This window comes from Kitasatospora sp. NPDC093550, assembly GCF_044764985.1.
In the GTDB taxonomy this organism is placed as follows: domain Bacteria; phylum Actinomycetota; class Actinomycetes; order Streptomycetales; family Streptomycetaceae; genus Kitasatospora.
Genome location: NZ_JBIWJF010000001.1, coordinates 533913 through 546758, shown reverse-complemented (window position 1 = coordinate 546758; position 12846 = coordinate 533913). Strand labels below are relative to the sequence as shown.

The 12846-nt window shown below is 72.6% G+C and carries 11 protein-coding genes and 1 pseudogene; 6 read left to right on the top strand and 6 right to left on the bottom strand.

Annotated elements, in window-relative coordinates:
- Positions 1-198: 198 nt before the first annotated feature.
- The 6 genes and pseudogenes from ACIRD3_RS02320 to ACIRD3_RS02295 form a co-directional block, all read right to left on the bottom strand.
- On the bottom strand, positions 199-1659 hold the full coding sequence (locus ACIRD3_RS02320) for a catalase (protein WP_402210247.1): 1461 nt from the start codon (positions 1657-1659) through the stop codon (positions 199-201).
- A 355-nt stretch (positions 1660-2014) separates the two neighbouring features.
- Positions 2015-3082, bottom strand: a pseudogene (gene alc / locus ACIRD3_RS02315) (allantoicase); the annotation flags it as partial.
- Positions 3072-4463, bottom strand: a complete 1392-nt coding sequence (gene allB / locus ACIRD3_RS02310) for an allantoinase AllB (RefSeq protein ID WP_402210244.1) — start codon at positions 4461-4463, stop codon at positions 3072-3074. The pseudogene alc and the gene allB, both read right to left, overlap by 11 nt.
- Before the next feature lie 145 nt (positions 4464-4608).
- A complete protein-coding gene (locus ACIRD3_RS02305; RefSeq protein WP_402210242.1) occupies positions 4609-5751 on the bottom strand; it encodes a glycerate kinase in 1143 nt (380 codons plus the stop codon).
- 448 nt (positions 5752-6199) lie between these two features.
- The gene (locus ACIRD3_RS02300; RefSeq protein ID WP_402210239.1) at positions 6200-7087 is read right to left on the bottom strand and encodes a 2-hydroxy-3-oxopropionate reductase; all 888 of its coding nucleotides are present in this window, start codon (positions 7085-7087) and stop codon (positions 6200-6202) included.
- 141 nt (positions 7088-7228) lie between these two features.
- The gene (locus tag ACIRD3_RS02295; protein WP_402210236.1) at positions 7229-8074 is read right to left on the bottom strand and encodes a TIM barrel protein; all 846 of its coding nucleotides are present in this window, start codon (positions 8072-8074) and stop codon (positions 7229-7231) included.
- Between the two features lie 215 nt (positions 8075-8289).
- On the opposite strand from ACIRD3_RS02295, the gene ACIRD3_RS02290 reads away from it, so the two are divergent.
- The 6 genes from ACIRD3_RS02290 to ACIRD3_RS02265 all read left to right on the top strand — a co-directional run bounded on the left by ACIRD3_RS02290 (position 8290) and on the right by ACIRD3_RS02265 (position 12829).
- The gene (locus ACIRD3_RS02290) at positions 8290-8535 is read left to right on the top strand and encodes a thiamine-binding protein (protein WP_402210783.1); all 246 of its coding nucleotides are present in this window, start codon (positions 8290-8292) and stop codon (positions 8533-8535) included.
- Entirely contained in the window at positions 8532-8915 is a 384-nt protein-coding gene (locus ACIRD3_RS02285) for a helix-turn-helix domain-containing protein (RefSeq protein ID WP_402210233.1), read from the top strand. The genes ACIRD3_RS02290 and ACIRD3_RS02285 overlap by 4 nt, the downstream gene beginning before the upstream one ends.
- Before the next feature lie 290 nt (positions 8916-9205).
- Positions 9206-9709: a 2-oxo-4-hydroxy-4-carboxy-5-ureidoimidazoline decarboxylase gene (uraD, locus tag ACIRD3_RS02280; RefSeq protein WP_402210230.1), complete on the top strand. Its 504-nt coding sequence runs from the start codon at positions 9206-9208 to the stop codon at positions 9707-9709.
- Positions 9710-9829: 120 nt separating this feature from the next.
- A complete protein-coding gene (gene uraH, locus ACIRD3_RS02275; protein WP_402210227.1) occupies positions 9830-10165 on the top strand; it encodes a hydroxyisourate hydrolase in 336 nt (111 codons plus the stop codon).
- A 32-nt stretch (positions 10166-10197) separates the two neighbouring features.
- The gene (pucL, locus tag ACIRD3_RS02270; RefSeq protein ID WP_402210224.1) at positions 10198-11118 is read left to right on the top strand and encodes a factor-independent urate hydroxylase; all 921 of its coding nucleotides are present in this window, start codon (positions 10198-10200) and stop codon (positions 11116-11118) included.
- Positions 11119-11353: 235 nt separating this feature from the next.
- Positions 11354-12829, top strand: coding sequence for a nucleobase:cation symporter-2 family protein (locus tag ACIRD3_RS02265; RefSeq protein WP_402210221.1), 1476 nt, complete (start codon positions 11354-11356; stop codon positions 12827-12829).
- Positions 12830-12846: the final 17 nt, after the last annotated feature.

Here is a 12846-nt window from a genome sequence, read left to right as displayed (position 1 = left end):
CGTCCGTGAATATCCGTGAACATTCCGTGCAGCAACCTCCGGTCGGCCCGGCCGGTCGCGCCCCGGAAGCACCACGACGGGCCCCTCCCCCACTGCCCTGGGGGAGAGGCCCGTCGTACGGCCGCCGGGTGCGGGCCCGGCGGCCGTACGGGAGGGTGCGGTCGGAGGTCGGTCGGCTGGGGGGTGACCGTCGGTGGGTCAGCCCTCGTCGCCCGCGCGGAGCTTGGCGACGGCGGCCGCGAGGCGGGCACCGTACTCCTCGTCCGCGGCGTGGAAGTGGGCGAGGTTCTTCTCGATGATGTCGTCCCGGGTGACCTGCGCCAGGAAGCCCGCGATGTTGTCGATCAGACGGGTCTTCTCACCGGCCGACATCAGCCGGTACAGCTCACCGGCCTGGAAGAAGTCGTCGTCCTTGCTGTGGGCCGGCGTGGTGTAGGTGCCGGTGTGGCCGTCGACCTTGACCGGCGCGGCGAGCGCGTTGTCGGTCTGGGCGGGGCCGTCGTACGAGTTGGGCTCGTAGTTCTTGCCGCGGCCCGCGGTGTTGGCGGCCATGAAGCCGTCCCGGCCGTAGTTGGCGGCCTCGGTGGCGCGCGGGGCGTTCACCGGCAGCTGGGTGTGGTTGACGCCGAGGCGGTAGCGCTGGGCGTCCGCGTAGGCGAACAGCCGGCCCTGGAGCATCTTGTCCGGGGACGGGCCGATGCCGGGCACGAAGTTGTTCGGCGAGAACGCGGACTGCTCGACGTCGGCGAAGACGTTCTCCGGGTTCTTGTTGAGCACCAGGCGGCCGACCTTGACCAGCGGGTAGTCGGCGTGCGGCCACACCTTGGTGAGGTCGAAGGGGTTGAAGCGGTAGTCCGCGGCCTCGGCGACCGGCATCAGCTGGACGTAGAGGGTCCAGGACGGGAACACCCCCCGCTCGATGGCCTGGTGCAGGTCGCGCTGGTGCGAGTCGGCGTCGGCGCCGAGCACCTCGGCGGACTGGTCGCCGTCCAGGCAGCGGATGCCCTGGTTGGTCTTGAAGTGGTACTTCACCCAGTAGGCGTCGCCGTCGGCGTTGACCCACTGGTAGGTGTGCGAGCCGTAGCCGTTCATGTGGCGGTACGAGGCCGGGATGCCGCGGTCGCCGAACAGCCAGGTGATCTGGTGGGTCGAGGCCGGCGAGTGGGCCCAGAAGTCCCAGACGTTGTCCGCCTCCTGCACGCCGGTGTACGGGTCGCGCTTCTGGGAGTGGATGAAGTCGGGGAACTTGATCGGGTCCTTGATGAAGAACACCGGGGTGTTGTTGCCGACGAGGTCGTAGTTGCCCTCCTCGGTGTAGAACTTCAGCGCGAAGCCGCGCGGGTCGCGCACCGCGTCACTGGCGCCCAGGTTGCCGGCCACGGTGGAGAAGCGCAGGAAGACCTCGGTGCGCTTGCCGACCTCGGAGAGGAAGGCCGCACGGGTGTACTGCGAGACCTCGTCGGTGACCTCGAAGTAGCCGTACGCGCCGGAGCCGCGGGCGTGCACCACGCGCTCCGGGATGCGCTCGCGGTTGAACCGGGCCAGCTTCTCCAGCAGCTGCTGGTCCTGGATCAGCAGCGGGCCGTACTCGCCGGCCGAGGCCGAGTTCTGGTTGTCGGCGACCGGGGCGCCGGACTCCGTGGTCAGGATCTTGGACATGGAGGGTCCTTCAGGGTCGATAAGGGCGGTGCGTGGAGGAAGGGCTGACGGCTCGTCGCGCGAGCGCCGCGAGCGCCGGGCGGGCGGGGAGACCGGAGGGCCCGGAGACCGGGGCCCGGGGCCGGGAGCCGGGGAGGCCGGCTCAGACGCCGAGCAGGCGCCAGACGGCCGAGCGGCGGCGGGAGGAGTGCTCGCCGTCGGGGCCGTCGGCCGGCTGGAGCGCCGCGACGGCGGCGCCGGCCGCGGCCGGGTCCGCCAGCGGACGGGCGGCGGTCAGCGCGGCGGCCTCGTCGGCGGTCAGCCCGGCCCCGGTGAGGGCCGCGGCGGCCTCGGCGGCCGGGAGGGCGTCGAACCAGCGCAGCGCGAGGGCCGCGCGCCCGGCCTCGGTGAGGCGGCCGGTGAGCCGGAGGCGGGCGAGCCCGCCGTCCGGGTAGACGTTGATCCGCACGTGGGTCACCGGGCGGCCGGCGTCCAACCGGAAGCGGTGCCGGGTGTCGGGCTGGAGCCGGGTGCGGGGCAGCAGCTCGAACCACTCGCCCTCGGCCGGGTCGGCCCCGGTCGAGGCGTCGAAGCCGATCAGGTCGGCCCAGCCGGGGGCGTTGGCGACGAAGTGGGTGGTGTCCACCTCGACGGCCAGGACCTCACCGCCCCCGGCCAGGGCGATCTGTACCCAGTCGTTGGCCTTGTCGCGCCGACGCCGGGTCTCCCAGCCCTCGCCCATGACGGAGGCGCGACCGGGAGCGTTCAGGTTGTGCGGGGAGGAGAAGTAGCGGTCGGACGCCGCCTCGGCCACGCCGCCGTACTCCTGGGCGGCCAGGTCGAAGGTGAGACCGTCCAGCTCGCGCGGGTCGGGCAGCACCTCGCCGTGCACCCGCAGCCGGGCGACGCCGCCGTCCGGGAAGATGTTGAGCCGCACGTGGGTGTAGCGGGTGGCGTCCTCGACGGCGAACTCGTGGGCGGTGTTCCCGCGCAGCGGGGTGCGCGGCACGATCGTGGTCCACTCGGCGTCCTGCAGCTCCTCGGGCGAGGGGTGGCCGGGGACGGACGCGGCCTCGACGGAGCCGGACTCCGGGTAGTTGCCGGTGAAGTGGGCGGTGTCCACGATCACGCCGCGGATCACGCCGCCGACGCCGAGCCGGACGATCGCCCAGTCGTGGTCCTGGTCGGTGGGGTGCGGCTGCTCGGCGGAGACGCCGCGGCGCCGCTTGGACTCCCAGCCGTCCATGATCTGGCCCTTGTGGCCGAAGGTGTGCGGGCGGAACTCGGCCGGCTTGGCGACCAGCAGGTTCTCGGCGTCCGCGAAGGTGTCCTCGTTGGTGGCGACGACGCCCGCGCCGAGCAGCCGGGAGGCCAGGTTGACCAGTTCGGTGAAGGGAGCACTCGGGGTGTCTGCGGTGGTCACTGACTCTCCTCTAGGCACGATCGGAGGGGTGGGCGGGGGCGACGGGGGCGGCGGGCCGGGTGAGCTGCCGGCCGAAGGGGCGGGCGCCGGTGTCCACTTCGCGGCCGCGCAGCCAGGTGGTGCGCACCGCGCCGGTGAGGGTGCGGCCCGCGTACGGGGTCACCGGGTTGCGGTGGTGCAGCCCGCTGGCCCGGACGGCGAACTCGCCGTCGGGGTCGAAGGCCACCAGGTCGGCGTCGTGGCCGGGCGCGACGGCGCCCTTGGTGCCGGTGAGGCCGACCAGTTCGGCCGGTCCGGCGGACATCCAGCGCACGACGTCGGACAGGGTGTGGCCGCGGCGGCGGGCCTCGGTCCAGACGGCCGGCAGGCCCAGCTGCAGCGAGGCGATGCCGCCCCACGCGGCCGCGAAGTCACCGTTGCCGCCGTACTCGGGCAGCAGCTTGAGGTCGGGGGTGGACGGCGAGTGGTCGGAGACGACGGCGATGAACTCGCCGTTCGCCAGGGCCTCCCAGAGCGCGTCCCGGTTGGACTCGTCGCGGATCGGCGGGCAGCACTTGAAGGCGGTGTCGCCGTCGGGCACCTGCTCGGCCGCGAGGGTCAGGTAGTGCGGGCAGGTCTCGGCGGTCACCCGGACGCCGTCCTCGCGGGCCTGGCGCAGCAGCGGCAGCACGGCGGCGGAGGAGACGTGCAGGATGTGCACCCGGGCGCCGGTGCGCCGGGCGGTGTCCAGCAGGTGGGCGACGGCCGCGGTCTCCGCGTCGGCGGGCCGGGACGCCAGGAAGTCCCGGTAGTGGACGCCGGGTTGCTGCGGGGCGGCGGCGAGGACGGCCGGGTCCTCGGCGTGGATGATGGCCAGCGCGCCGATCCGGGCCTGCTCGGCCAGGGCGGCCTCCAGGTCGGCGGCCTCGACGTGCGGGAACTCGTCCACCCCGGAGGGGGCGAGGAAGCTCTTGAAGCCGAACACGCCCTCGCGGTGCAGGGGTTCGAGGTCCGGCACGTTGCCGGGGACGGCGCCGCCCCAGAATCCGAGGTCGACCCAGGCCTGGCCCTCGGCGGTCTTCCGCTTGGCCAGCAGGCCCTCCACCGTGGTGGTGGGCGGGATCGAGTTGAGCGGCATGTCGATGATCGTGGTGACCCCGCCGGCCGCGGCGGCCCGGGTGGCGGTGGCGAAGCCCTCCCACTCGGTGCGGCCGGGCTCGTTGACGTGCACGTGGGTGTCGACCAGGCCGGGCAGCAGGGCGGTGTCGCCGAGGTCGGCGAGCTCGCGGTCGCCGACCGTGAGCGAGCCGTGCGCGACGACCTGCTCGATCTTCCCGTCCCGGATCAGCACGTCCGCGGGGCGCTCGCCGTCGGGCAGGAACACCCGCCGGGAGCGGATCACCGTCGGCTGGCTGAAAGGCATGGAAGACCTCCGGAACCTGGGAGTTGGGGGTGGTGTGGGGTGGGCCGGACCCGGGGAGGTGAGGGATTGCGGGGAGCCTAGGCCCGCCTTCAACAAAACGTCAATGGAGGAACGTACGAGGGTCCGGTCCGAACCGGACGGGGGTTCAGCCCGGCAGCAGCTCGCCGGCCAGCTTCTCCCCCGCGACCTCGGCCAGCTCGGCGGCCCTGGTCATGCTGTCCCCCGGCTGCTCGGCCAGGTCGGTCAGGGCGATCGCGGCGGCGAAGCCGGCCGCCCGCCACTCGGGCTCGGCGAGCTCCAGCCGACCTGCCACGGCGGCCACCCGAACCCCCGCCCGGGCGGCCGCCGCGGCAACTCCGGCGGGGGCCTTGCCGTGGAGCGTCTGAGCGTCCAGGCAGCCCTCGCCGGTCACGACGAGGCGTGCCCCACGCACGGCCTCGTCGAAGCCCAGCAGATCGAGCAGCAGCTCGATGCCGGGTCGCATGGTGGCGCCGAGCAGGGCGAGGGCGGCGAAGCCCACCCCGCCCGCGGCCCCGGCGCCGGGGGCCTCCCGCAGGTCCCGGCCGGTGGCCGCGGCGACCAGGTCGGCGAACCGGGTCAGGCCTTCCTCCAGGACCACCAGGTCCTCACCGTCGGCGCCCTTCTGCGGGCCGTAGACGGCGGTGGCGCCGCGCGGCCCGAGCAGCGGGTTGTCCACGTCGCAGGCCACCACGACCTCGACGCCGGCCAGCAGGTCCGCCAGCGGGCCGGGATCGACCGCGGCGAGCTTGCGCAACGCGGCCCCGCCGGGCGGCAGTTCGGCGCCGTCGGCGTCGAGCAGGCGCACCCCGAGCGCCTGCGCCATGCCCGCGCCGCCGTCCGTGCCGGCGCTGCCTCCCAGGCCCAGCACGATCCGCTTGGCGCCGAGCGACACGGCCCGGGCGATCAGCTGGCCGACCCCGTAGGACCCGGCCGTGAGCGGGGCGGTGCGGCCGCCGGGCAGCCGGGCGAGGCCGGAGGCCTGGGCCAGCTCGACCACGGCGGTGTCGCCGCGGACGGCGAGCGCGGCGTCCACCGGCAGGCCGGTCGGACCGGCCACCTTCGCCGCGACCCGGTCGAAGCCGGCCGCCAGGGCGGCGGCCAGGGTGCCCTCGCCGCCGTCGGCGACGGGCAGCTCGCGCACCTCCGTGCCGGGCGCGGCGCGGCGGATCCCGGCGGCGATCCGGGCGGCGACCTCGGCTCCCTCCAGGGTGCCCTTGAACTTGTCGGGGGCGACGACCACATGGCCCTGGTGAGGGGTGGGGGGCATGGTGCGGTCCTCGCTTCCGTACGGGTGTGGCGTGGTTCTTGCGGAGTGCGTCCAGCATGGGCCCGGAGACCCGGGGGTGCGACCCCCCTCACGGAGACCCGGGGGTGCGACCTCCGCGCGGAGATCCGGAGGGGTGCGACCCCCTCCCCGCCGTTCCCCCCGTCCCGCTTCCGACGTACGGGGGGCTCCCCTCGGCGGGGAGGGGGCCAGGCGACGCGCAGGCACGACCGAAGTGCCCCCTGGGAGGGGTTACGCATCACCGGCTGGATCGACCGGCGGGCGGGCGGATGAGCCCCGGCCCGCTCGCCGGTCGGGTCGTACCTCCTGGCGGCGCGGGCACGACCGGATGGGTACACGCCGCCAGGAGGAGCTTGGGGCGGGGGCTCCGCGCGGGAGCCCCCGGAGTGGTGGGCCGGGGAGCTCCGTGCGGGAGCCCCCCGGGGGGGTGTTACTTGACCTCGCGGCCGGAGAGGCGCTCGACGCCGCGCAGCAGCGCCGAGTGGTCGAGCGAGCCGTCGCCGTTGGCCCGGGCGGAGGCGACCAGCTGGGCCACCACGGCGCCGACCGGCAGCGCGGCGCCCACGGCGCGGGCGGCGTCGGTGACGATGCCCATGTCCTTGTGGTGCAGGTCGATCCGGAAGCCCGGGGCGAACTCGCGGTTGAGCATGTTCGCCTTCTTGCGGTTGAGCACGGTCGAGCCGGCCAGGCCTCCGCCGAGCACGTCCAGCGCGGCCTGCAGGTCGACGCCGGCGTTCTCCAGGAACACCACGGCCTCGGCGAGCACCTGGATGTTGACGGCGACGATCAGCTGGTTGGCGGCCTTGACGGTCTGGCCGGCGCCGGCCGGGCCGACGTGGATGACCGTGGTGCCGAGCGCGTCGAACAGCGGCTTGGCCTCGGCGAAGTCCTCGGCGGCGCCGCCGACCATGATCGACAGCACGGCCTCGACGGCGCCGGCCTCGCCGCCGGAGACCGGGGCGTCCAGGGTGCGGATGCCCTTCTCCTTGGCGGCCGCCTCGACCTTGATCGAGGTCTGCGGGGTGATCGAGGACATGTCGATCACCAGGGTGCCGGGCTTGGCGTTCTCCAGCACACCGCCCTCGCCCAGGATGACCTGCTCGACGTGCGGGTCGGCCGGGACCATGGTGATGACGACTTCGGCGTCCTTCACCGCGTCCGCGATGGAGGTGGCGCCGTGGCCGCCGGCCGCGACCAGGGCGTCGATCTGCGGCTGGGTGAGGTTGAAGCCGGTGACGTGGTGGCCGGCCTTGACCAGGTTGGCGGCCATCGGGCTGCCCATGATGCCGAGGCCGATGAAGGCGATCTTGCGGCTCATCGCGTCGAGTTCCTTACGTGTGCGGGTGGGGGTTTCGGGGTGCTCGGCGGCACGCGGTTCGCGTGGCCGACGCGGCCGGGCGGCTCGCGCCGACGGGCGATGCCGCGTGCTCGCACCGGCGGGCGCTGCCGGGTGCTCGCGTCAGCGGGCGGCGCGCAGCTCGCGCGGCAGCCACCCGAAGCTGTCGGCGCTGACGCCGGTGGAGGGGCGGTACTCCAGGCCGATCGGGCCGGTGTAGCCGGCGGCGGTGAGCCGGGCGAACAGGTCCTCGAAGTCCAGCTCGCCGGTGCCGGGCTCGTTGCGGCCCGGGTTGTCCGCGATCTGCACGTGGCCGATCCGGTCGGCGTAGGTGTCGATGACCTGCGCCAGGTCCTCGCCGTTCTTGGCCAGGTGGTAGAGGTCGCACAGGAACCGGGCGTTGCCCAGGCCGGTGGCGGCGTTCACCTTGTCCACCACCTCCACCGCGGCGGCGGCGGAGACCAGCGGGTAGTCCGGGGACTCCGCCCGGTTCAGGGCCTCGACCAGCAGGATCGCGCCGACCTCGTGCGCCGCCCGGGCGGCGAGCACCAGGTTCTCCAGTGCGAGCGCGTCCTGCTCGGCCGCCTCGACGCCCTCCACCCGGTTGCCGTAGAGCGCGTTGAGCGCCTTGGCGCCGAGCGAGCCGGCGAGGCCGGCGGCGACCGGGACGTTGGCCCGGAAGCGGTCCCGCTCGGACGGCACCGAGACGGTACCGCGGGCGCCCCGGCTCAGGTCGTCCAGGAAGTTGAGGCCGGTGAGCTGCACCCCGGCGTCGGTGAACGCCTTGCGGAGCGTGTCCAGCTCGGCCTCGGAGGGGTCGTGCTCCTCGCCGAAGGGCCACCAGAGCTCGGCGGCGGTGAAGCCGGCCGCGGCGGCCGCGGCGGGGCGCTCCAGCAGGGGCAGCTCGCCGAACAGGATCGACAGGTTGACCGTGAAGTGGTGCTTGGCAGCGGCCGTCACGTCAATCACCTCTCATCTCTCTTCCGTCATCCGCAACTTCCACGATCCGGAAGAGGGATTCTGTGTGGTGGAAGCATCTCCGGCCGATGAAGCGAGTGTCAAGAGAGTCGCAACATTTTGTTGAAGAAGCTCCTGAGGTGCGCCGCCGCCGGGATCCCGGCTGTTCGATCGCCCAGCCCCTGCCCGCCCGCACCCCCGCTCGATACAGTGATCCCGTGCGATTGATGGTGGAGTTCACGACAGAACCGTTCGAACTGGACACGTTCCCGGAGCACGCCGCGGCGGCCCGCAAGGCCGTCGACGAGGCCGGGCTGGCCGTCTCGGTCGGCCCGTTCGGGACCGGCGCCGAGGGCGAGGCCGAGCAGGTCCTCGCCGCGGTGGGCAAGCTGCTCCGGGAGACCCTGGACGCCGGGGCGACCCGCATCTCCGTCCAGGTCAGCGTCCTGGACGAGGAGGTCGGTAAGCCGTGACCGAGCACGTGGAGCACCCGCTCGCCGCGGCGGTCAAGCCGCTGCTGGACGCGGTCGGCGCGACGCCCGTCCCGCTGGACGAGGCGAAGTCCGAGGACGTCGTCCTGGAGTGGGAGGGCGCGCCGGCCCTGGCCGTCCGGCTGCCGCACCTGAGCAGCGCGCTGGACCGGCTGCTGGCCGAGATGACCCGCCAGTTCGACGGCCGCCCGCTGGCCGAGCTGGACCGCCTGGAGAAGCAGCGGGTCGTCGCCCTCCTCGAGGAACGCGGCGCCTTCACCGTCCGGCACGGCGTGGAGACGGTCGCCTCGGCCCTGGGCGTCAGCCGGTTCACGGTGTACAACTACCTGAACCGCCAGGAGGGCTCGAAGTCCTCCTCCTGAAGCCTCCCGAGGCCTTCCCGGAGCCGTACCCACGCCCCCCGGAGCCCCCGGAAGGCCTCCCGAGGAGGGCACTTCCGGGGGCTCCGGAGACCGTTCCGAACGGGTGACCCCGCCGGTACGGCCAGTCTGGTTCCGGCCACGGCGGGGCACACTTGGCGAATCGCACACGAAAGGGCCCGGCCCCGGGGGCCGGTTCAAAACGTAACCACCAAGCGTTCAACAAAGTGTTGACGACCGGGTGGGGTCGATCTAGCTTTTGCGGGTGGCACCACTCTTCAGGAGGTCCACTCGTGACCAACCACCCCCACGCCCTTGACGCCCTGGCCGCGGCCGATGCCGCCGAGCTGGAGGCGATCCTGCTGGAGGTATGCTCCAGCCCCCGTTGGGCCGCCGCGGTCGCGGAGGCCAAGCCCTGGTCCGACCGCGAGGCCCTGTTCGCCGCCAACGCGGCGGCCATGGCGTCGCTGACGGTCGACGACCTGCGCGACGCGATGGCCGGCCACGCCCGGATCGGCACGCCCAAGGCGGGCGACGCCACCTCCGAGCGCGAGCAGGCCGGCATCCAGGGCGTGGACCAGACGGTCCTCGACGAACTGCGCGAGGCCAACGCCGCCTACGAGGCGAAGTTCGGCCACGTGTTCCTGATCTGCGCGACCGGCCGCACCGCGGTCGGCATGCTCGCCGCACTGCGCGAGCGCCACCCCAACGACGCCGCCACCGAGGCGGAGATCGTCCGCGGGGAGCTGCGCAAGATCAACGACATCCGCCTCGGCCGCCTGCTCGACGGCTCCTGACGGGCAGTCCTGACGTACCGTCGGAACAGTCGTCGCGAGCGTCGGCCTCCACCCACCGGGGCACCGTCGCCCGCGACCTGACGCACCATCACCTCTGCCATCAGTAAGGTCACTTCACCCATGACTGGCATCTCCACCCACGTGCTCGACACCAGCCTCGGCCGCCCGGCCGAGGGTGTCCCGGTCGAGCTCGCACTGCACACCGAGGGTGGCTGGCAGGTGCTCGGCACCTCCGCCACGGACTCCGACGGCCGGGTCAAGGACCTGCCGGCCGTGGAGGCGGGCTCGGTCGTCCGGCTGCTCTTCGACACCGGCGCGTACGACGCGCTCAAGTCGACCGAGCCGCCGTTCTTCCCCGAGGTCTCGATCGTCTTCACGGTCGCGCCCGAACAGCACCACTACCACGTGCCGCTGCTGCTCAACCCGTTCGGATACTCGGTCTACCGCGGAAGCTAGTAGACCGACCTGGAAGCTCTAGGAGCCACGTCATGGCCCACGTGCTCGGTCAGAACCAGTACGGCAAGGCGGAGAACCGCATCGTCCGGATCTACCGCGACTCCACCCGGCACGAGATCAAGGACCTGAACGTCTCGGTCTCCCTCCAGGGTGAGTTCGAGGACGTCCACCTCACCGGGTCCAACGCCAACTGCCTCCCCACCGACACCACCAAGAACACCGTCTACGCCTTCGCCAAGGAGTACGGGATCGAGTCGGCCGAGGCCTTCGGCATCCTCCTGGCCCGCCACTTCGTCGACGACACCGAGCGCGGCGTCGTGCACGGCGCCCGGATCCGGATCGAGGAGTACGCCTGGGACCGGATCAAGACGCCGGACAGCTCGGCGCGCTTCATCGGCTCGGAGGAGGTCGGCCACTCCTTCGTCCGCAACGGCCAGGAGACCCGCACCACCGAGGTCGTCTACGACGGTGAGTCCGTCCAGGTCATCTCCGGCCTGAAGGACCTCATCGTGATGAACTCCACCAACTCGGAGTTCTGGGGCTACATCAAGGACAAGTACACCACCCTGCAGGAGGCGTACGACCGCATCCTCGCCACCCAGGTCACCGCCCGCTGGAAGTACGGCTACAGCGGCAAGGACGGCGAGGCCCAGCCCAACTGGAACCGCTCCTACGCCCACGTGAAGCGCCACCTGCTGGAGGCCTTCGCCGAGACCTACTCCTACTCGCTGCAGCAGACCCTGCACGCGATGGGCACCCGGGTCCTCAACAACCGTGCCGAGGTGGACGAGGTACGCCTCGAACTGCCCAACAAGCACCACTTCCTCGTCGACCTGGAGCCCTTCGGCCTCAAGAACGACAACGAGGTCTACTACGCCGCGGACCGCATGTACGGCCTGATCGAGGGCACCGTGCACCGCGAGGGCGTCGTCCCGGTCATCCCGGTCGTCTGACCCCGGCAGTACCCGCGCCACCGGCAGTACCCGCGTCAACGGCAGTACCCGCACCACCAGTTTCTCCACCCCCACCCACCGGAGTTCGTGTCTGCCTCACGGCGGCCGGCCCGGGGCACTGGAGAGGCCGGCCGAGGAATCCTTGCACCGCCGTCCCGTCCTCGGCCACGTCACCACCAGCCGTACTCCAGCGCCACGGGCGCGCCGGGAGCCACGGGCACAAGAGGGGCTCGACATGGCACCCAGCAACACCAGTAGGACCGACGGCGGTTCCACCCCGGCAAGACCCCCTGGCCCGGACGCGACCACCAGCCTCCCCGGCGACGCGTCCGGGTCGGGAACCCACCCCGTGGACGAGTTGCTGCCCCCGGTGAAGCTGTTCACCACCGGACTCCAGCACGTCGCCGCGATGTACGCGGGAGTCGTCGCACCCCCGCTCATCGTCGGCGCCGGCGTGGGGCTCTCCCCCACCGAACTCGCCCTGCTCATCTCGGCCAGCCTGTTCACCGCCGGACTGGCCACCCTCCTCCAGACCCTCGGCTTCTGGAAGATCGGCGCGCGACTGCCGTTCGTGAACGGCGTCTCCTTCGCGGGGGTCGCGCCCATGATCGCCATCGCCAAGGGCTCCATCGAAAGGACCGGGGGACCGAAGGACGCCCTCCCGGTGATCTTCGGAGCGGTGATCGTCGCGGGGCTCCTGTGCTTCCTCGCGGCACCGTACTTCTGCAAGCTCATCCGGTTCTTCCCCCCGGTCGTCCAGGGCACCGTGATCACCCTCATCGGCGTGTCCCTGCTCCCGGTGGCGGTCAACTGGGCGCGCGGCGGCTCGCCGGGCGCCCCCGGGTACGGCTCCATGCGGGCCATCGGCCTCGCCGCGATCACCCTCGCCGCGGTGGTGCTCTGCAACCGGCTGCTGCGCGGCTTCTGGCAGCAGCTGTCCCTGCTCGTCGGCCTGGCGTTCGGCACCCTGATCGCCTTCCCGCTGGGACTGGCCGACTTCGGCGCGGTCCGGGACGCGAAGGTCTTCGCGCTCCCCTCCCCGTTCCACTTCGGCGCGCCGATGTTCGACGCCGCCGCGATCGTCTCGCTCTGCATCGTCATGGTGGTCTCGATGACCGAGTCCACCGCCGACATGCTCGCGCTCGGGAAGATCGTCGATCGTGAGGCCGACGAACCCACCCTCGCCGCCGGCCTGCGCGCCGACGGCCTGGCCACCGCGATCAGCCCCGTCTTCAACGGCTTCGCCGCCAGCGCCTTCGCCCAGAACATCGGGCTGGTGGCGCTGACGAAGATCCGCAGCCGCTTCGTGGTCGCTGCCGGCGGAGGCATCCTGGTCCTGCTGGGGCTGTTCCCCGTGCTGGGCTCGGTCGTCTCCCTGGTGCCGCAGCCCGTGCTCGGCGGTGCCGGGATCGTGCTCTTCGGCACGGTCGCGGCAAGCGGCATCCGCACCCTCGCGGAGGCCGGCATGGAGTCCAGCTCCCACACCATCCTGGTGTCGGTCTCGCTCGGTGTCGGCATCGTCCCGATCGCCGTGCCGACGTTCTACGACTCCTTCCCGGAGGCCGTCCGGACCCTGATGCACTCGGGGATCTCGGCCGGCTGCGTGATGGCCGTCCTGCTCAACCTGCTCTTCCACCACGTCGGAACCACCCGCCGGTCCAGAACCGGCCAGGGCTCCGGCACGACGGTGCCGACGGCGACACCGTCCTGACCGGTCCCGGAGGAGCG